This is a genomic window from Agarivorans sp. QJM3NY_33 (assembly GCF_050870865.2).
Lineage (GTDB): Bacteria > Pseudomonadota > Gammaproteobacteria > Enterobacterales > Celerinatantimonadaceae > Agarivorans.
In genome coordinates this window covers 1,960,156-1,978,987 of sequence record NZ_CP194039.2, presented here as the reverse complement: position 1 = coordinate 1,978,987, position 18,832 = coordinate 1,960,156, and the positions used below count along the sequence as shown (strand labels likewise).

The 18,832-nt window shown below is 44.1% G+C and carries 18 protein-coding genes and 1 tRNA gene; 9 read left to right on the top strand and 10 right to left on the bottom strand.

Annotation, left to right across the window (positions count from 1 at the left end):
* Positions 1 to 140: 140 nt before the first annotated feature.
* Both ACRRSY_RS08995 and ACRRSY_RS08990 read right to left on the bottom strand, forming a co-directional pair.
* Positions 141 to 965: a CheR family methyltransferase gene (locus ACRRSY_RS08995; protein WP_432462996.1), complete on the bottom strand. Its 825-nt coding sequence runs from the start codon at positions 963 to 965 to the stop codon at positions 141 to 143.
* Between the two features lie 18 nt (positions 966 to 983).
* Complete coding sequence (locus ACRRSY_RS08990) at positions 984 to 1,895, bottom strand: chemotaxis protein CheV (RefSeq protein ID WP_432462995.1); 912 nt, start codon at positions 1,893 to 1,895, stop codon at positions 984 to 986.
* Positions 1,896 to 2,069: 174 nt separating this feature from the next.
* Here ACRRSY_RS08990 and flgA point away from each other — a divergent pair, with 174 nt between their 5' ends.
* From flgA to flgN, 3 genes are all read left to right on the top strand, one after another.
* On the top strand, positions 2,070 to 2,750 hold the full coding sequence (gene flgA / locus ACRRSY_RS08985) for a flagellar basal body P-ring formation chaperone FlgA (RefSeq protein ID WP_432462994.1): 681 nt from the start codon (positions 2,070 to 2,072) through the stop codon (positions 2,748 to 2,750).
* A gap of 76 nt (positions 2,751 to 2,826) precedes the next feature.
* Positions 2,827 to 3,150, top strand: a complete 324-nt coding sequence (gene flgM / locus ACRRSY_RS08980; RefSeq protein ID WP_432453539.1) for a flagellar biosynthesis anti-sigma factor FlgM — start codon at positions 2,827 to 2,829, stop codon at positions 3,148 to 3,150.
* Between the two features lie 7 nt (positions 3,151 to 3,157).
* A complete protein-coding gene (flgN, locus tag ACRRSY_RS08975; protein WP_432453540.1) occupies positions 3,158 to 3,577 on the top strand; it encodes a flagellar export chaperone FlgN in 420 nt (139 codons plus the stop codon).
* A 760-nt stretch (positions 3,578 to 4,337) separates the two neighbouring features.
* Here the strand turns inward: flgN and ACRRSY_RS08970 are convergent.
* The 3 genes from ACRRSY_RS08970 to ACRRSY_RS08960 are packed head-to-tail and all read right to left on the bottom strand — an operon-like array spanning position 4,338 to position 6,184.
* Positions 4,338 to 5,084: a FlgO family outer membrane protein gene (locus ACRRSY_RS08970; RefSeq protein WP_432462993.1), complete on the bottom strand. Its 747-nt coding sequence runs from the start codon at positions 5,082 to 5,084 to the stop codon at positions 4,338 to 4,340.
* Positions 5,085 to 5,142: 58 nt separating this feature from the next.
* Complete coding sequence (locus ACRRSY_RS08965; protein WP_432453542.1) at positions 5,143 to 5,619, bottom strand: LPP20 family lipoprotein; 477 nt, start codon at positions 5,617 to 5,619, stop codon at positions 5,143 to 5,145.
* Positions 5,600 to 6,184, bottom strand: coding sequence for a FlgO family outer membrane protein (locus ACRRSY_RS08960; protein ID WP_432453543.1), 585 nt, complete (start codon positions 6,182 to 6,184; stop codon positions 5,600 to 5,602). The genes ACRRSY_RS08965 and ACRRSY_RS08960 overlap by 20 nt, the downstream gene beginning before the upstream one ends.
* A 105-nt stretch (positions 6,185 to 6,289) precedes the next feature.
* Between ACRRSY_RS08960 and ACRRSY_RS08955 the strand changes: the two genes are divergently transcribed.
* Both ACRRSY_RS08955 and ACRRSY_RS08950 read left to right on the top strand, forming a co-directional pair.
* Positions 6,290 to 7,432, top strand: coding sequence for a flagellar assembly protein T N-terminal domain-containing protein (locus tag ACRRSY_RS08955; RefSeq protein ID WP_432453544.1), 1,143 nt, complete (start codon positions 6,290 to 6,292; stop codon positions 7,430 to 7,432).
* Positions 7,433 to 7,790: 358 nt separating this feature from the next.
* A tRNA-Arg gene (locus tag ACRRSY_RS08950) sits at positions 7,791 to 7,866 on the top strand.
* A gap of 188 nt (positions 7,867 to 8,054) precedes the next feature.
* Here ACRRSY_RS08950 and galK read toward each other — a convergent pair.
* The 3 genes from galK to galE are packed head-to-tail and all read right to left on the bottom strand — an operon-like array spanning position 8,055 to position 11,373.
* Complete coding sequence (gene galK, locus ACRRSY_RS08945) at positions 8,055 to 9,224, bottom strand: galactokinase (protein WP_432462992.1); 1,170 nt, start codon at positions 9,222 to 9,224, stop codon at positions 8,055 to 8,057.
* Positions 9,217 to 10,299: a UDP-glucose--hexose-1-phosphate uridylyltransferase gene (locus ACRRSY_RS08940; RefSeq protein ID WP_432462991.1), complete on the bottom strand. Its 1,083-nt coding sequence runs from the start codon at positions 10,297 to 10,299 to the stop codon at positions 9,217 to 9,219. The genes galK and ACRRSY_RS08940 overlap by 8 nt, the downstream gene beginning before the upstream one ends.
* A gap of 54 nt (positions 10,300 to 10,353) precedes the next feature.
* The gene (galE, locus tag ACRRSY_RS08935) at positions 10,354 to 11,373 is read right to left on the bottom strand and encodes a UDP-glucose 4-epimerase GalE (RefSeq protein WP_432462990.1); all 1,020 of its coding nucleotides are present in this window, start codon (positions 11,371 to 11,373) and stop codon (positions 10,354 to 10,356) included.
* Positions 11,374 to 12,071: 698 nt separating this feature from the next.
* Between galE and ACRRSY_RS08930 the strand changes: the two genes are divergently transcribed.
* Positions 12,072 to 13,853, top strand: a complete 1,782-nt coding sequence (locus ACRRSY_RS08930) for an AMP-dependent synthetase/ligase (protein WP_432462989.1) — start codon at positions 12,072 to 12,074, stop codon at positions 13,851 to 13,853.
* A gap of 73 nt (positions 13,854 to 13,926) precedes the next feature.
* Here the strand turns inward: ACRRSY_RS08930 and ACRRSY_RS08925 are convergent, their stop codons facing one another.
* Together ACRRSY_RS08925 and ppiC are read right to left on the bottom strand one after the other, a co-directional pair.
* A complete protein-coding gene (locus ACRRSY_RS08925; RefSeq protein ID WP_432453549.1) occupies positions 13,927 to 14,298 on the bottom strand; it encodes an AAA family ATPase in 372 nt (123 codons plus the stop codon).
* A gap of 92 nt (positions 14,299 to 14,390) precedes the next feature.
* Complete coding sequence (gene ppiC, locus ACRRSY_RS08920) at positions 14,391 to 14,669, bottom strand: peptidylprolyl isomerase PpiC (RefSeq protein ID WP_432462988.1); 279 nt, start codon at positions 14,667 to 14,669, stop codon at positions 14,391 to 14,393.
* Between the two features lie 407 nt (positions 14,670 to 15,076).
* Between ppiC and ACRRSY_RS08915 the strand changes: the two genes are divergently transcribed.
* Genes ACRRSY_RS08915 through ACRRSY_RS08905 form a run of 3 tightly spaced genes read left to right on the top strand, consistent with a single transcriptional unit; the run spans position 15,077 to position 18,830 of the window.
* Positions 15,077 to 15,745 (top strand): YjbF family lipoprotein, encoded by a 669-nt coding sequence (locus ACRRSY_RS08915; RefSeq protein ID WP_432462987.1) that lies wholly within the window; start codon positions 15,077 to 15,079, stop codon positions 15,743 to 15,745.
* Positions 15,746 to 15,778: 33 nt separating this feature from the next.
* Positions 15,779 to 16,687 carry a capsule biosynthesis GfcC family protein gene (locus ACRRSY_RS08910; protein WP_432462986.1) on the top strand — a complete coding sequence of 303 codons (909 nt, stop codon included), beginning with the start codon at positions 15,779 to 15,781 and terminating at the stop codon, positions 16,685 to 16,687.
* Entirely contained in the window at positions 16,680 to 18,830 is a 2,151-nt protein-coding gene (locus ACRRSY_RS08905; protein ID WP_432462985.1) for a YjbH domain-containing protein, read from the top strand. The genes ACRRSY_RS08910 and ACRRSY_RS08905 overlap by 8 nt, the downstream gene beginning before the upstream one ends.
* Positions 18,831 to 18,832 lie beyond the last annotated feature (2 nt).

The following is an 18,832-nucleotide window of genomic DNA, read 5'->3' as shown; positions in this document are numbered from 1 at the left end:
TGTGCCAGTGTTTTTTTGACGTTGGGAATACAGAGTAAATAGGAAAGTAAAGCCTGAGTAAGGCGAAGCACTGAATACTTAAGGACCTTTAGCGGCAAAAAGCGGCAAGAGTTGCCTATTCTGCCGCTCTATCGTTGAAATTATTTCAGTTGATATACAATGCCGGGATTACATCGCAACATATTAAATCGATCGGTTAAACCAGTAATTGACTCGGAAGCGCCCAGCATCAAATAGCCATTAGGATTTAAAGCCTGAGCAAATTGATTCAAAATCTTAGATTTTACTTCAGCGTTAAAATAGATAAGCACATTTCGACAGAAAATAATGTCAAACTTACCCATTAATGAATAACTATCGAGTAAATTTAGGGGGCGAAAATTGACATTCTTTCTAACTTTGTCATTCACTCGAAAACGACCATCACTGGTGGCTTCAAAAAATTGACGTTTACGTTCAGGCGATAAACCACGCGCTAAAGCTAAAGAATCGTATTCTCCACGCTTACAATGTTCCAACATTGACGGCGAAATATCGGTCCCTACCACTTGAACGCCCATCGATAAAGCACCAGGTTTTCTCGCTTGATATTCAAGAGCGGTCATCATGATTGAATAAGGCTCTTGTCCCGATGAACTAGCCGCCGACCAAATTTTAACTGGCCGAGTGAGTTTTTGAAATTCAGGAAAAAGCTTATCACCCAATAACTGAAAAGGATAAGTATCACGAAACCATAAGGTTTCGTTGGTTGTCATCGCATCGACCACCGAAGCACGGAGATCTCGCTCGCGTAAACTCATCGCTTTTTGAACCAACTCGGTTAAACTTGCGATAGAGTACTGAGCCATTAGCGGAGACAGACGACTTTTCACTAAATACTGTTTGTTATCGCCTAATACAATTCCACATTGCTTCTCTAAAAAGCCACAGAACTGTTTATATACATCGTCAGTGATTGTTCTCACAAATGCGTCCACACTCTTCTATAACGATTGACGAACAGCCGCAGCCAACTCGTCAGGATTAAATTTAGCAACGAAGGCATTAGCACCAACTTTATTTACCATCGCCTGATTGAATACTCCACTGAGCGAAGTATGTAAGATTATATGTAAATTCTTCAAGTCTGGATGAGAGCGCACCTCTGCGGTCAATGTATAACCATCCATCTCTGGCATTTCTATATCTGAAATAACTAAAGCTATTTGATCAGTAATCGGCCCATCTTTTGCCATGTTCACCAATAATTCATAAGCTTCACGCCCATCTTGGCAAAGGATCGTCTCAACACCCAAAGACGTCACCGCTCTTTTAACCTGATTACGCGCAACCGATGAATCATCAACCACCAATACTTTTTTGTCGTTTTTAACATTTTCGGTTGCTTCATCGACAATCGTCTGACTCACGGTAGTGCTTACAGGAGAAATTTCGTCTAAGATTTTTTCTACATCCAAAATAGAAACCAATTCTTTTTCTACTTCGGTAACCGCTGTCAGATAGTTAAATTTACCAGCTCCTTTTGGTGGTGGCAGAATATCTTCCCAATTCATATTAACAATTCTTTCAACTGAGCCCACTAAAAAGCCTTGGACCGAACGGTTATACTCAGAAATAATAATAAAACACTTAGAAAGATCTTCGATAGGTCGGCCGCCAGTCGCTGAACTTAAGTCGATAACGGAGATGGTTTGACCTCGAATATGCGCCACACCGCGGATCACAGGATTAAGCTTAGGTAATGCAGTTAGCGGAGGACATTGTAATACCTCTTTCACTTTAAAAACATTAATACCGTAGCGCTGAGAACCATTTAACCTAAACAACAACAATTCTAGGCGATTTTGCCCAACCAACTGAGTCCGTTGGTTTACCGAATCTAAAATACCCGCCATACGTTTGTCACTCCTTAGACCTAGAAAAGGGCATTAACTTTGCTTACCCCTGTATACTAATACTTAATCTTACTTAATAGCCGTTTTTTTGACGCCGTTTAACCTAGTGCCAACTTGTTAAGCATAGACAAAAAAGCCAATTGTTACTTTGCTTTAATCGGTATCATATAAGAAATGCTAAAAAAATTTATCACCGCGTTACTATTAATTTTCTTTAGTCTTATAGCTCACACTAGCGAGTTACACCAGCAGCTGGAACAATCAGCTATCGATTTTGTCGACTCTCACATCACTCACAAGCCCGATCAAAAAATTGAGTTAACCGCTAATCAATTGGATGAACGCATCGCTATACCTAACTGCCCTAGTGGCTTTAGCTACAGCTTAGCAAACGGTGAGATAAGGCGTAATACTAGTGTTCTCGTCAGTTGCACAGACGAAACCAATTGGCGATTATACATCCCTGTCAGAAAACAAGTATTATTATTGGTTGTGATTGCCAACGGTCCTCTTCAAGAAGGAGCCGTATTAACTAAACAACACTTAAGTCTATCTTATTTACCGGAAAATCGCTTACGCGGAAGCTACTTTACCGAACTTAGCTCGCTATTAGGTGCTAAGCTTAAACGGAGTTTAAGAAAAGACCAAATAATAAATGGGCGCGATATTTGCTTAGTATGTAAAGGAGATGCTGTGATAATTTCAGCCGGTGCAGGCGGTTTAAGTGTTAGCACTCAGGGAACGGCTTTGTCTAGTGGTAGTATCGGTGATACCATAAAAGTGAGAAACAATAAGTCACAACGCCTAGTCACTGGTCGGATAAAGGCCTTAGGTTTAGTTGAGATAAAACTTTAAATTTTTTCTCAAGTTTTGACATTGAAAGCCGATAGCTATATTGAATACGAAAATTGATTAACTGTGGGGCGCCATTATGGCTTTAAACATTAATAACTTAGGTGGAAGCCGTCCAAGTCAGCTTGACTCTAACCGAGTCACCGACAAAGGGACGAAAGAAAGCACTGAACAACGTTCAACTGCTAGTTCTGCTGCAGCCCAGGATTCAGTTATGCTTACCAACGAAGCACAACAACTCAACCGTATTCAGCAGAATTTGCTCAACGATTCTGACAGCAGAAGTTCTAAGTTAGAATCAATCAAGCAAGCTGTGACCGATGGTACTTATCAAATTGATGCCAATAAGGTAGCCCAAAAAATGGGTGACTTTGAAAGTGAGTTTAATAAAGCTTTTGGATAATTAGCCAATGATCGTAGCCCTACTGAATACTCAAGAGCAGCAACTTAATTTGCTGCTTTCTCTTTTGGAACAAGAAAAGCACGCCTTAGCTGGTGATGATACAATTGCCTTATACGCAATCGCGTCTCAAAAAGAACAAGCTTTAACTGCAATCACTCAGGCTGATCATGATTTAGAGTCGTCGGAACAAACTCAACAATTAATTGACGTTCCTGAGTTAGCCGAGCAAGTTGAGCGGATCCAACAATTACTCAAGCAGTGCCAAGAGTTAAACACTATTAATGGCGAAATTATTCAAGCAAGCAACGAAAAAGTTCGCCAACTGAGCGCGGTAATTGACCAGCTACAAAACCAAAATGCCACAACTTACGATAAATTAGGCAAAAAACATAGCTCACAGCGTATGGGAAAAGGCTTTAAAGCCTAGCTGTAATTACTCGAACGACCATGTAATTAGGCCCCTTACTCCCATAAGAAAGCTCCCCCCTAAATTAAACCGCTAGCTTAGCTTCATTGACTTCAAATCCCACAAATATACTCCGCCAATAGTAAAAACTACCAGAGGTTTTACGGCAAACAAATATCATCTGCCATTCCCTCTAATCCATAAGGCCTAATTGTTCTACGATATATTATTTCTTCACCGTGAGATCTCCATTCGCTGAATAAAATAGGGGATATCATCAAGTTCATGGTCTTACTTTTGACGGCAAGGTAATAGCGTGAAAGGTATCCCTAAAGGACCTAGTCATATAATCAGCTTCACTACTTCAGATGCACTGCGAGCGTTCCGACTGCATCGATATAGTCCTTTATCCACTAATAGTTATGCCCCTTGATAACCATCAATGGTAAGCCACCATTGATAGCAACTTAAGCACTAGATTTTAATGCCGTTAAAAATAGGAGTATGACCATGATTATTTATTATTGATTGTTAAACCAAAAGCTGTCAGGCGAACGGAACAGAGAGCAAATATATCGAAAGTCACCGCAAAAAGTATCACCCAGTAAAATGCAACATTCGCTCTATGAAGAGAGCTTCACTGACTGAATTTCATATTTCAGGCTTAGTTAAAACACTTTTTATATTAGACAAAAATCAATCGAAAAAGATAGGCAGACTTTAAAAACAAAAAACCGCACTGCAAGGTGCGGTTTTCCATGAATGTAATAGACGAGAAACGCTACCCCCGCTCCCCCATTGGAGCCATCGGTTTACTCGCAGCTTGTTTACGCGCTTCGATGATCATCACACCATCGCGCTTCACTGGAGTTGGCACTTTACTTTGGTAAACTTCATTGGGGATCCATTCTTGCGCCGATGCAACCACCACTTTAGATTGAGCACCAACAATTCTCGCGTTCACTAAGATCCCATCGTTAGACTTACTAAAAGTGCCCACTAACAGGTATTCTATTGGTAAACGTTTAGCTAACTCTTTCACATTTCGGCTGTAAACAAAATCACCTTCAGGCGTAATACGAATAAAGCCAGTGGTTTTATAGTCAATCACAGAAAAGCCACTTTGCTGCATCTCATACACAAAACTTTCGGCAATTTGCATACCAAACAGGTCGGTGGTACGTAGGTTATCAAGAGGCACAAATGAGGCAACCCCGATTGGTGTGTCTGCGTTTACAAATTGAGAGCTAGAAACCAAACGCTGTGACATCATATTGACATAATCGGTCAATGTTTTTTTAGCATCAGGGTCACTCTTCATAGTCTCTGGCGGATTTGCTAAGCGGCTCGGTGCACTGCTTAAAAACAGTTGGCCATCTTCGTCCACTAGTCCCTCTAGATAACGCGCATTTTTAACCGGACTTACGTTATTCGAAGGATCCACCACCATCACTTTCTGCATCGAAGAGCTATTGGAGCACCCCAACAACATCGAGGTGGTCATGGCAACCAGTATAATACCTTTCATGTCACGTCCTTAATCGTCCATTACGCTTAAGATATCGGCATGAAAGCGAAATTCTTTACTAAAATTGTATGGTTTTTTGACTCTCTAGGTGCCGAGTTGGAGCCATTGACATAGTAACCCGATATACCTCCCTAAAATCAAGTTGTAATTCGGTCACATACACATCATCAACAGCATAGGCATTAATCACCTTCGCACCTCGAATTACCCCAGCCACCGAAGCCGCTAAACGTTCATTGCCTAACACCAAATCACTCACAGTAGCGGTACTATCAATGTGTTGTCCATAAACTTGCTCGGATAATTCACGGTAAGCATCCAGCTTAGAGGCTTTCATCGCCCGTAATTGCTTGGTTGATTTATCGGCTCCCCTTTGTTGACTAATTGGCGCATAACCAACCGCATTCACTACCGTAAAATCGCCAGGAGGCTGATAAGTCCATTCAACCTGCTTGACCTGAGTCGTCGGAGTACAAGATAGCAATAACAATAGTGCTAAGCTAAAAGACCATATTTTAAAGTACAGTTTGTTCATGGCGTTGTAAGCTCCCATTCATGCTTGTGACTCGAGGAGAGCTTGCTCCTGCGCTATTTGGAATAAATTGATAAGCGGCCGACACCACCTGTTGACTGGCTAAATTAACTAGCCGCAAATTCACATGCCGGCCAGAGGTTGTTCGTTGAAAACTACCAACCACCACATAGCTTATTTGCATTTGTTCGCGTAAAAGTTCTGCATCGCGCGATAAAGAAAATTCACCGTAGCCGGGGTCCATCTGTAAACGTCCGGTGAGTCTTGCCTCAACCGTATGGATCCCCTCTCGGGATAAAGCGGCAAACATTGCCTCTGCAATTTGCCGCCCAAATCCATCACTGGATTGCAAGTTGTCCAAATCAACCACTGAACTAATCGCGACCGTATCTGTAGCACTCAACTCTAAATCATCGGTTAACTGCTTAGAAAGATTATCGACATGTGCGTACAATACTGCATCTTGTTGTTCCCTTGGTTCAACATAAGGATAATTAGTAATATGGTGTAAGCTGGTATTGCATCCTTGTAACGCAAGCACCGCCAGTAGTAAAGTCGTATAACGCATAGTAATCTCCTCCGACTAAACACTATTAAGCAATAACCATTCCAGTCAAAAAAATAACGCTTTTGTTAGGTACAGTTATTGCTAGTTAGTGACGAGGAGGGCCTTATGAAACTATTAATTTTAATGATCGCGATGCTAGTTAGCATTCCCAGTCAAGCAGTGTGGTACGAGGCAAAAGGTCACGCGACCATCATCAGCCAAGATGTTGAGCAGGCACGCAGCAATGCCACCCAAGAAGCGGTCAAACAGCTACTTCTGTATTCTGGCGCCTCGGTAACCAGTATTAGTCAGGTGACCGAAGGCAGACTCACCCTTGATCAATTGGAAGTTGTCTCGAAAGGCTCGTTGCATAACTTAAAAGTATTAGATGAAGGCCGTCGGGGACAGCAGTACTTTGTGGTTTTACAGGCCGATGTTTTCCCGGCTACAGGCCAATGTAAAGCCAGTGGCTTTAGTAAAAACCTGTTGTTACTCCCTCCTTACTTAAAACAACAGAATCAAGTACGAGTAGGACAAATTCACGAAATATCACCCGCCGTGGAGCAACGGACCTATGATATTGCCCGCCAGTTAGGGAGTCAGTTTAATATTAAGCACCCTCCCAAATTACCATTAAATTACCATCAACCGGGAGTGCATGACTTTATTGCGATTAAAGATATTGCTCATCGTTATGGTGCCCAATACCTTTTAGGGATCGAGCTGGAAAATATTTCACTAGATCAAGACTACGCTCCCAAACACTTTAACTTTAGTTACCCCCAACGCTATTTCATTATTAATGTGCGAGTCTATAACGCCATCGACTTAGAAGAGATTTACAACAAACGTTTTTCGGTGAATGCCCCTTGGGAATTTGACGCGCGTGAAATTGTCTCACCTCACTCGGCTAAATTTTGGCGCTCAGCTTATGGGCAAACGGTGAATGATACCCTGCAAACGGTGATTTCGGAGGTGGATGCCTTACTCGCCTGCCAGCCTTTACAGGGGAGTATCGTGAAGGTTCTAGGACCGGACCGCTGGCAAATTAACCTAGGTCATGCCAATCAACTAAATCCGGGGATGTTATTAAGTCTGATCCATCAAAATTATCATTGGGGACAATGGGACATTCCCAGACAAGAACAACATATTGCCGATAGCATGGTACGCATTGAGCAGATTTACCAACAAAGTGCCATTGTGGTCGCCGTCGATCCAACCATGACTGCTAACATCCAACTTGGCGATTTGGTGAGTAAACAATAAAAGTTAGCTCTGTTTGTCTTTGATGATTGCCATACCAATCGCTTAGGATCCATTGAACAGAGGCTAAGCCACGAACGATGAAAAAATGACTTAACTAAATATTCGACCCGCTCCGAAGGAGCCAAAGATCCCGGTCCTTTTTCCTTGAAAGAAAGCTTGAGCGTACTTGGCTTATAAAACCAAGTGACATACTTGTAGTTCATCTTATGCTAATGCTCTGGGAAACGTAAAATCCCTAGCTTTTAACTTGGCGACGAAGTAATCAAACAGTTAGCCGAAGCTTTTCATACGTTTAAAGCTGGGTATAATGAACGCCGCAACACCAAGTACTGTAATATAGGGTTTGCAGAACCATCCCGTCCCCTTAGTTCAGTTGGATAGAACAAGGACCTCCTAAGTCTTAGACGTGAGTTCGAATCTCGCAGGGGACGCCATTTCGTTTTACTTTCCTCAAGATCTTCGGCGCAAACTAAAATTTTGCCGAGACTCGTAGATGTATAACAACTTAGAAAATCAAAAACCTCGAACGACGTCGAGGTTTATGTTGAAAAACACCAAGTAAATGATAACAACGGCTCATCGCTAACCCTGCGCCCAAATAGAGCAGTCAACGAATGAACAGCTATGACACGATAGTTCCCGCGCCCGTCATCGCTTTACACACGTAAATAGTTTCTTTTAAACCAGTTTGAGCCTGATAATATTGCTCGACCGCTTGGCATACACCATCGACCAAAGACGGTGGCATAAGAGCAACAACACAACCACCAAAGCCACCACCAGTCATCCTTACTCCGCCTTGCGCGCCAATTTGTTGCTTCACAATATCCACCAGCGCGTCCACCTCAGGCACGGTAATTTCAAAATCATCACGCATCGAGGCATGTGATTGCTCCATTAACACACTCAGCTTAGCCATATCATTGGCTTTTAGGGCCTCGGCTGCGGCCAAAGTACGGGCATTTTCAGTAATGACGTGTCTAGCTCGTTTGGCTACTATCGGCTCAAGCGTCGCTGCTTTCTCGTTAAATAAGGTTTCGCTCACATCCCGTAAAGCGCTTACCCCCAAACCGCGTGCCGCTGCTTCACACTGCTCGCGGCGAGTATTGTATTCACTGTCAACCAGACCGCGTTTTTTATTGGAGTTAATAATCACCACCGCCATTTCTTCGGGCATGGCGACTGCGGTAGTCTCTAAAGAGCGGCAATCAATTAATAATGCATGATTGGCCTGTCCCTCTGCCGAAATCAGCTGATCCATAATGCCGCAATTACAACCGACGAAGTTATTCTCCGCGGCCTGACCAATTAAAGCGATTTCTTGCTGAGTAATAGCTAAATCAAATAGAGTCTTAAAGGTTTGTCCAATCACCACTTCTAAAGCAGCCGATGAACTTAAACCCGCGCCTTGTGGGACATTGCCACTCACGGCAATATCGGCACCACCCAATTGATAGCCTTTATTTAATAGACAGCTAATCACGCCTCTAACATAGTTCACCCACATACAGTTTTGGTCAAACAGCAAGGGCTGAGTAATATCAAACTCATTAATTTGATTATTATAATCTACCGATATCACTCGTACCATGCTATCACTCCGCGGTGCTGCCACGACGACGGCTTGATAATCAATGGCACAGGGCAATACAAAACCATCGTTATAATCGGTATGCTCACCAATTAGATTCACTCGCCCTGGCGCCTGAATAAAGTAACTCGCAGAGGCCCCGGTCATTTCCATAAAAGCCGCGGAGACTTTGTCAATCAATCGTTGAGTGCGATTAGTCATGGTTAACCCCTTGTGGTTGATCTTGTTGTTTATAATGCACGTCACTTAGATCTCGTAAACGAGCGGCGGCTTGTTCCGCAGTCAAATCTCGTTGGCTTTCCGCCAACATTTCATAACCCACCATAAACTTGCGAACACTGGCAGAACGCAGCAAAGGTGGATAGAACAAAGCATGCAACTGCCAATGTTCTGTTGAGGTATCCCCGTCTTTAAAGAAAGGCGCGTAGTGCCAGCCCATCGAATAAGGAAAGGAACACTGAAACAAATTATCATAACGGCTGGTCAATTTTTTAATGGCAAGAGCCAAATCATCACGCTGTTCGTTCGACAATTCACTCATCCGGCGAATATGAGTTTTGGGCAGCAACATGGTTTCAAATGGCCAAGCTGCCCAATAAGGCACCACCGCTAACCAATGTTCTGTTTCAACCACGGTACGGATCCCTTTCACTTGCTCCTGTGTCACGTAATCCAAGAGTAAATTGCGTCCATATTGTTGATAGTAAGCTCGCAAATGTTGATCTTTGCGCTCTATCTCATTGGGTAAAAAACTGTTTGCCCAAATTTGTCCATGTGGATGCGGTTGCGAACAGCCCATGGTTTCGCCTTTATTTTCGAAGGCTTGTACCCATAAATAGTCCTTACCCAGCGCTTCAATCTGTTCATTCCAAGTATCGATGACGCCGCGGATCGCGCTCACTGGCAACTCGGGTAAAGTTTTACTGTGATCTGGCGAGAAACAAATCACTCGACTTAAACCCCGCGCTTGTTGACTCACAAACAAAGGGTTGTCTGATTTTGGAACATCAGGAGAATCGGTCATCAAAGCAGCGAAATCGTTACTAAAAACATAAGTGCCTTGGTAGTCTGGATTTTTGTCCCCAGAGATACGCGTATTAGTAGGGCACAAGAAGCAACCCGCATCATAACTGGCCAGTGCTTCCTTTGAGGGCGTTTCATCTTGACCGCTCCATGGGCGCTTAGCCCGATGCGGTGAAACTAAAATCCACTGGCCACTTAAGGGGTTATACCGACGATGCGGATGTTCAGTTGGGTCAAATACCTGATCTAACATAATTGTTCTCTACTCCGTTAAAGGCGTCGATCTAGACGCACTCTAAATAAATGTTTATTGCTCATAACCATTAGGATTCTTCGATTGCCAGTGCCATGTGTCAGCACTCATCTGCTCAATACTTCGACTAGCTTTCCAGCCCAACAACTGTGCCGCCTTATCGGTCGCGGCCCAACATTCACTAATATCACCGCCGCGACGAGGGCAAATTTGATAGGGAATTGGATGTCCACAGGCTTCCTCAAAGGCTTTCACCATTTCCAAGACCGAACTTCCCTTTCCTGTGCCCAAATTGAAGATATGCAAGCCGGCCGTTTGAGCCACCGCCTTTAAGCTTGCGATATGTCCATCGGCTAAATCCATGACATGAATATAATCACGCACCCCAGTACCATCGGCGGTGAGGTAATCATCGCCAAAAATAGACAAACTTTCCCGGCGTCCTACCGCCACTTGAGCAATAAATGGCATTAAATTATTAGGGATCCCCTGAGGGTCTTCCCCGATTAAACCACTCGGATGAGCACCAACTGGATTAAAGTAACGTAGCAAGGCAATACTCAAATCAGGCGCGGCTTGCTGAATATCTCGCAAGCATTCTTCCACCATGTATTTACTTCGACCATAGGGATTTGTTACCGCGCCGGTCGTAAAACTTTCATCAATAGGCATATTTTCCGGTTCGCCATAAACTGTCGCAGAAGAGCTAAAAATCAGGCTTTTTACACCTGACTGGCGCATCACATCCACTAAAACTAACGAACCATAAACATTGTTATCATAGTATTCAAAAGGCTTCAGTACCGACTCCCCCACCGCCTTTAAACCAGCAAAGTGGATCACTGATTCAATCTGGTGTTCACTGAAAATCTGGTCTAATAAACGACGGTCACGTACATCACCTTGATAAAAATCTGGTTTATGGCCACTGAGTTGGGCGATCCGCTCAAGCACTTCAAGTTTACTATTTGATAGGTTGTCCAAGATAAGCGGCGTAAAGCCAGCTTCAATCATCTGCACACAAGTATGGCTACCAATGTAGCCCATACCGCCAGTCACCAAGATCTTTTTCATCACATTCTCCATTTACAATGCGCTGCAGCTGAAAGTGCTTCGATTCAAATTGAATACACCGCTCAACTTACCAATGGCTTTATTGAAACACGAAAGGGTAAACGTTTCCACTCCATTCCTTCAAGAGTTGAGATCTCGGTCATCCTTTGGTAAATATTAAAGTTGATAATTAAAGTTAACGAAACATTTTTGCTACAAAATCTGGTATACAGGCCGTATAAATGGTTAAATCCGCCAATAAAGTAAGGCTTAAAGGCTAAGTAGATCCTTCATCTTCAGCACCCGCCTCATTAAATTTAAAATTAAAAAACCAACAACCTTAGTGTTAACGTTTACCTTAACTGGTAATTCTATTCAGAAAATTGCTACGCAAGCACCCTCGAGTGATCACAAGGCATGAACTCAGAACAATGGTGAACTTTGTTAACCAGCCATAACGCTGGGTATCGAGTTCTGTTGCCAAAATATCTAACCGGATAATTTGGCAATGTAAGCGGTAAATAGAGAATAAACAGGGAAAACAGCATCGCGCAAGCTCCCAGATTCTGTGCAAATCGCCAAGCTTTGATGCGGGTAGCTCACTAAATGAAACATTATTCCAAAATAACTTTAGCTTACACTTGTTCGCCGAACTAAATCTCACTAAAATGCAGCCACATTTGGGCAGTTTGCCTTCATCGATTTACAGGTAAGAACACATGCAACACATCGTTACCTTGCTCAGCCAGCAAGCGCAATTACAAGCGCAACAAGTCGCGCTCAAGATCTGGCGGGACCAAGCTTGGCAATGTTTTTCATGGAAAGATTTTTCTCAGCAATGGACTCAAATTGCCAAAGGTTTAATTCACTTAGGTCACCAGCAGGGTGAACGGGTGGCGATTATGTCGCCCAACATGCCCGAATGGACCATTGCGGATGTCGGTATTTTGGCGGCTGGTGGCTGCGTGGTGCCCATCTACCCCACCAATACCCTAGAACAAAGCCAATACATCTTAGCTGATGCCAATTGTAAGATCTTGTTTGTAGGGCAAGCCGAACAAGTTGAATCTGGTGTGGAGTTACTTGCAGCTGGACACATCGAAACCGTAATTTGTTTTGAAGACAGCGAATATACGGAACAGTCCAACATTCTTAGCTGGCAACAGCTACTAAGCCTAGCCAACAGCGCCGATCAACAACAGTTTAACGCTCGCCAAAAAAACCTTCAAACAGATGATTTGGCAACGCTGATCTACACCTCTGGCACAACAGGCGATCCCAAAGGCGTGATGCTCGATCATGCGAATTTTTCCGCAGCCTTTGCCATGCATCAACAACGGATCAAAGTCACAAGCGACGATACCTCATTAAGTTTTTTACCGCTTAGTCATGTTTTTGAACGCGCCTGGACCTATTACGTTCTATCTCAAGGTGCAACCAACGTCTATTTGGAAGACCCTTCACAGGTACAACAAGCCTTACCAAGAACCCAACCCACACTGATGTGCAGCGTACCGCGTTTATACGAAAAAATTCACGCAGCTATTTTGCAAAAAGTCGCGACGGCATCCAAACCACGCCAAACCCTGTTCTATTGGGCAATGTCGGTGGCCCAAAGCTGCCTGCAGGCCAAGCAAAACCAAACTAAGCAGTCGCCTTGGTTAAGGCTTCGCTACCAAATCGCCAACCAATTAGTATTAAGCAAAATTCGCGGCTTCTTTGGACCCGCGCGGATCCTCCCCTGCTCGGGTGCGCGTTTGGCCGATGACATCAATCGGTTCTTTCAAAGCATAGAAGTTCCCATTATTTATGGATATGGTATGACCGAATCCACCGCAACCATCGCCTGTTACACTGAAGGACATCAAAAGCTGGGCTCGATTGGCCAAGCACTCGAAGGCTTACAAGTTAAAATTTCCCAGCAAGGAGAAATTTTACTCAAAGGCCCTACCGTCATGCGCGGCTACTTTAATAAACCAGAAGCCACCGCCGAAACGATTGTTGGAGGTTGGTTGCATACTGGCGATGCGGGAACCATCGATGCACAAGGTAATCTGGTATTGACCGAGCGAATCAAAGAATTAATGAAAACCTCGGGTGGTAAGTATATAGCACCGCAACGGGTAGAAGGCGCACTGATCCGTGAACCCTTATTTGAACAAGTGGCAATTATTGCCGATGCACGACATTTTGTCTCGGCGCTAATCGTCCCCGCGTTTGAAGCCTTGGAGTTACACGCCAAACAGCTCGGGATAAAATGGCAACATCGTAGCGAGTTATTAGAACATGCTGAAATCAAAGCCCTCATATCTAGCAAACTCAAGCAGGTACAAACCAACCTCGCTCGCTTTGAGCAAGTGAAACAATTTACCCTGTTACCTCGAGAATTCTGTATGAAGCAAGGTGAATTAACCCCTACCCTAAAACTACGCCGTGCCGTGATCGAGAATCGCTTTGCCGAACAAATTAATGCCATGTATGCAGAGCGGGCTCCCGCATAAATATACAAGCGATAAAAAAGACGCGAATGGCGTCTTTTTTATCAGTCGATTCATTTGTGAAGAATGAGATAAACTAGGCTTCCCATTGCTGACGCATTTTTTCAATGGTATCTAGACTCACGCCATGAATATTCGAATAATTTGCGGTGCAGCAAATAATCTTGAGCGTTGCACCGTATTGTTTAGCCAACGCGCGATAAGGCGCCATTTCCCATTGCCGAACAAAGGTATTAGCCACTACCACATCCTTACCTAAAGCTAAATAAGCCGCGGTTTGCTGCTGACACCACTGGTGGGCCTGTGCAATTTCTTCGCCCCGATAATGATAGTTTCCCAGCGCATCGACAAAGTACATATCGGCTTCGAGATGCACCGCAGCTAAGCTAGCAGCAAGGCTTGATTTTCCGCTACCGGGTAAGCCGCGGATCAATGTTAAAGTCTGCATATCAGAGAAACCTCAGGCTAGCTCGACCAACCTAGATAAAAACCGCCATGGTTCGCTCCCTTCATCTTAAACCATGCGCCCAAATAAACGAATTAGGTTCGATAAAGCACTTTAACCACGTGCCAGCCAAACTTGGTTTTCACCAAATGAGGCACCAATAGCTCGCCACTAAAACACACCTTATCAAACTGCGGCACCATTTGGCCGCGACGAAACTCACCTAAATCACCGCCCTTTTTCCCTGAAGGACAAGAAGAATATTTCCTGGCCAAGCTTTGAAACTTAGCCCCTTTTTTAAGTTGCTGAATAATGTCTTCTGCTTGTTGTTTGTGCTTTACCAAAATATGTAAAGCAGCTGCGGTACTTGCCATCTATTTTCCTATCTACCACTTAGAATAATGAGCGTCAACAAAGCGATAGTAATCACGTTGTTGACAGCTGTGAGCGAATACCAAACTTAAAGTTCTCAGCAAGATAAATTGGCTCACTATACCGAGATTGCAAACCAATTTAAGGCAAACAAAAGTTTAAAAGCCGTATTGGCGCTAAGGCTTATCCCAAGTTCAGTTATTACGATAAACTATCGACAAAGTTTAGCAGCTTGGCGATCAATAGTCCCGCGCCCCCCTTACAACTCAAATCTGCCCCCAAGACCAACAAGCATTGCGTAAACAATCAACAAAATAACTAAAGAGTCAAGATAATCAGCAGCATACTCTTTTAGCGGCTGTCATCTAATGCTAAGCTAAGCTCATATTTACAGCCTTAGGCAATGGAAATGCGTTTAAGCAAATTATTAATTTCAGCCCTGTTTTCAAGCACCATGTTAGGGTGTACTCAAGACTATAAAAGTGGTCAAGAACTAGTCGATATCGCCATCAACGGCCTCCCCGAAGCGCAACTCACTGAACAACAACGTCTCGATTTGGGCTTCGCTGCCCTCTATATTAAATACGGCGAGCATCCTCGAACCTATATCGCCCTTGCCAAAGCCAATCAAGACCAAAGAATTTGGGCTGCCACCGATGGGATAACTCTGGTTACCCGCAACGGACAAATCATTCGCAGTGACGGCCTCCCTTTTGCAAATAGCGGGGTACGCTACCAAGGGCAAAATCCATTCACTTTAGGATTAATCTCGGCAAGCAAACAAGCCACGTTCTCAGCCACCCGAGATTTTATTTCTGAAGGTTTATTCAACGTATCAAGTCATTCCACCTTCACATTACATGAAACCAGCACACAAATGATCGCGGGTAGCGAGCGACAAGTGCAAAGGGTTAGCGAACAATTAGCGGTACCCAGCCTCAACTTTCACACCACGAATCAGTACTGGGTCGAACAAAGCAATCACAAACAAGTGGTTTGGCGCAGCGAACAACAGCTTGGCCCCGACCAACCAATCATATTTTTAGAAACGCTAATGCCTTATTACGATGATATTTAATTCGTCATTGCAGAGCTAACAAGGAAGAATTTTATGCGCTTATTGCGTAACCAACGACAGGAGAGCAGCTCTCCAAATCTGGCTATTTCATCTCAACCAAAGGACTTACCGCTGAGCCGTCGGGTTTATAACAAAGCCTTTCAAGCCGCCAGCCAATTGCTTTATGTAGGCCTAGCCCTTGCCAGCCTTCATATAGTAACAAGCGACGCCGAAACTTTAAGTCAAGCGCCAGCAAATGAGCAAACAGCCACATCGATGGTGGTTAGCGTTCAACAAGGCCAAGCAACTCAAGACTATACTCTGCCCGTTGACTCACGTTTAAGCCAAGTGATGATGCAAGTTGAACTCAGCGACAATGATTATTGGTATGCCATGGCTTGGCTACGTCCGACCAACCAAGCCATTTACCAAGATAAAAAAACGCAATTGTTGGCATTAATTGAGCAACAAATGGAGCAGGATAAATATGCCGAGCAATGGCGCCTAGTCAAACAACAAGTTTCTGCAATAATTCCCACTAATCGTTATACGGTACCTGTGCACCCCGATCGCGTGTTTGCGGCACCAGAGCAAAACTACTTGCTTAAGGCGCATGACCAATTGGTCATTCCAACTCGGCCAAGCACTGTCCACATGACTGGATTTATTCCGACACAACAACTGGCACACCAGCCCAAACAAGATATCACCAAGTACCTAAGAGCTTATCAGCCCTTCGATCTTGCGGACAATAGCTATGTTTGGCTGATTAAACCCGATAGCAGTATTCAACAACTGCCAATCGCTTATTGGAACAAACAGCAAAGCCAGCCAATTGCGCCAGGTAGCATCATTTATGTGCCTGCGAAGTCTCAGCTGTTTTCAACGCAATACCAACAAATCAACCAGCTCTACCTTGAGCTTTTACAGAACCAATACATAGGAAGCGCTCAAGGTGAATAAATTCAACCGTCCCAAAATAAACGCAATAGCAAGCAACAATACTATCTCCTTGGTCAGCATCGCCATCAGTTGTGCGCTCTGTAGCAATATTAGCTTGGCAGCCCCCAGCCAATCAGACTATGGTGGCGCAGGCCTGATGCAAATGCCGTCGGCAAGAATGAGCCCAGAGGGTGAGTTTGCGTTTAATATCAACTACGTTGACCCTTACATTCGGGGGGCAGTTGCTGTCACCCCCGTGCCCTGGTTCGAAGGGGTGATTCGCTACACCTCGGTAGAAAACCGTTTATATAGCCCTTACCCCGGTTATAGTGGCGATCAAAGTTATAAAGATAAAGGCTTCGATGCCAAGTTTAGGCTTTGGCAAGAATCCTATTATTTACCTGAAGTCGCCGTTGGATTCCGAGATATTGGTGGAACAGGCTTATTCTCTAGTGAATATCTCGCAGCGAGTAAACGCTGGGGCAAACTTGATTTTACTCTCGGCATGGGCTGGGGCTACTTAGCCCATGGCAGCAGCATCAGCAATCCCTTCTGTAAGCTTAAAGAAGGGGCTTGTAATCGACCAGCCTGGACCGCTAGTGATGATGACCGAGGCGGCAAAGTCGGTTTTGGTAATTTTTTCCGTGGTGAGCAAGTCGGTTTATTTGCCGGCTTGGAGTATCAAACGCCCATTCAGGGTTTAAGTCTTAAACTTGAATATGACTCGAATGACTATCAAAACGAAGGCTTAAATAATCAATTTAGCCAAAGTTTACCGATTAATGTTGGCGCGGTATATTCTTGGGGAGACTATGTGCAATTTAGCCTCGGTTACGAGCGAGGCAATACTGTAATGGCAGGTTTTACCCTACGCACCAATTATCAAACCGTTCCCAATCAAATCAAACTTGATGCACCACCAGAGCCAATTAAGGCCCAAATGGTAACGAGTAACGCAACCACCGATTATGATGAACTAGTGGAAGCGCTTGCAGATAATGCGGGCCTATTAGCAAAACAAGTAGTCATCAGCGAAAAGCAAGCGAGTATTACCGGAGAGCAAATAAAATACCGAGATCGTAGCGAAGCGGATCAACGGATCGCCCGGATACTCAGTAATCGACTGCCCGAGTCCGTCACCGAGTTTGATATTATAGAAAACGCACAAAATTTACCGCTTTATCAAACTACCATTCAGCGAGATCAATTTTTACAAGTGGCCAACCATCAACTTGAGCCTCAGCAAACATTAAAATATGCGGAAACACAGGCGCATTATGGTGACCATCAATCAAATGACAAACAATCAATCACCGAGGTCAAACGCAAACCTTGGAACGTATCCTTATACCCCGGTTTAACCCAAAGCCTCGGTAGCCCAGAAACGTTCTACTTTTATGCATTATCGCTACATTTGGCCGGTGAGTACCAACTCACTGATAAGCTCAAGGCTGATGGGGTCACCTCATGGACAATTGCGGATAACTACGACAAGTTTAATTACAAAGTTGATCAAACCACCGGTGCAATCCCCCGCTCTCGCACCTATATTCGCGAATACCTCACCGATAGTGATGTAGGCTTATCAAACTTACAACTCACTTGGTTCGATAGTTATGGTAAAAGCCTTTATGCCCAATATTATGGGGGTTACCTTGAGTTTATGTACGGCGGAATTGGCGGTGAGTGGCTGTACCGGCCCTATAACAGCCCGTTCGCCTTTGGGGTAGATATGAACCGAGTCAAACAGCGTGATTTTAATCGTGGTTTCGGCTTTAGAGATTACGAAGTGACCACAGGCCATGCTGCACTCTATTGGCAAACCCCGTGGTACAACATCCATACCGAGCTATCTGCGGGTCAATATCTCTCTGGAGATCGCGGCTTCACGGTTGATTTATCAAGAGAGTTCGACAACGGTACTATCGCTGGTATATTTTTCACCAAAACCGATGTAAGTGCGAAAGACTACGGGGAAGGCAGCTTTAACAAAGGCTTTTACATTAAAATTCCTTTCGACATGATGCTCACTCGTTCCAGCACCAAATATGCCGCCTTTAGCTGGGTGCCCTTAACACGTGACGGTGGTCAAAAACTTATACGTAAGTACAGCTTATACGACCTCACCAAGGCCAAAGGACGAAACAGCGTAGGCACTCACTAAGA

Coding starts and splice junctions, on each gene's coding strand:
- ACRRSY_RS08925 (WP_432453549.1), bottom strand. CDS start 14,298: ATGCAGACTTTAACATTGATCCGCGGCTTACCCGGTAGCGGAAAATCA.
- ACRRSY_RS08960 (WP_432453543.1), bottom strand. CDS start 6,184: ATGCGTTATACGACTTTACTACTGGCGGTGCTTGCGTTACAAGGATGC.
- ACRRSY_RS08930 (WP_432462989.1), top strand. CDS start 12,072: ATGCAACACATCGTTACCTTGCTCAGCCAGCAAGCGCAATTACAAGCG.
- ppiC (WP_432462988.1), bottom strand. CDS start 14,669: ATGGCAAGTACCGCAGCTGCTTTACATATTTTGGTAAAGCACAAACAA.
- ACRRSY_RS08910 (WP_432462986.1), top strand. CDS start 15,779: ATGCGCTTATTGCGTAACCAACGACAGGAGAGCAGCTCTCCAAATCTG.
- flgN (WP_432453540.1), top strand. CDS start 3,158: ATGATCGTAGCCCTACTGAATACTCAAGAGCAGCAACTTAATTTGCTG.
- flgM (WP_432453539.1), top strand. CDS start 2,827: ATGGCTTTAAACATTAATAACTTAGGTGGAAGCCGTCCAAGTCAGCTT.
- ACRRSY_RS08955 (WP_432453544.1), top strand. CDS start 6,290: ATGAAACTATTAATTTTAATGATCGCGATGCTAGTTAGCATTCCCAGT.
- ACRRSY_RS08915 (WP_432462987.1), top strand. CDS start 15,077: ATGCGTTTAAGCAAATTATTAATTTCAGCCCTGTTTTCAAGCACCATG.
- galK (WP_432462992.1), bottom strand. CDS start 9,224: ATGACTAATCGCACTCAACGATTGATTGACAAAGTCTCCGCGGCTTTT.
- galE (WP_432462990.1), bottom strand. CDS start 11,373: ATGAAAAAGATCTTGGTGACTGGCGGTATGGGCTACATTGGTAGCCAT.
- ACRRSY_RS08965 (WP_432453542.1), bottom strand. CDS start 5,619: ATGAACAAACTGTACTTTAAAATATGGTCTTTTAGCTTAGCACTATTG.
- flgA (WP_432462994.1), top strand. CDS start 2,070: ATGCTAAAAAAATTTATCACCGCGTTACTATTAATTTTCTTTAGTCTT.
- ACRRSY_RS08940 (WP_432462991.1), bottom strand. CDS start 10,299: ATGTTAGATCAGGTATTTGACCCAACTGAACATCCGCATCGTCGGTAT.
- ACRRSY_RS08970 (WP_432462993.1), bottom strand. CDS start 5,084: ATGAAAGGTATTATACTGGTTGCCATGACCACCTCGATGTTGTTGGGG.
- ACRRSY_RS08990 (WP_432462995.1), bottom strand. CDS start 1,895: ATGGCGGGTATTTTAGATTCGGTAAACCAACGGACTCAGTTGGTTGGG.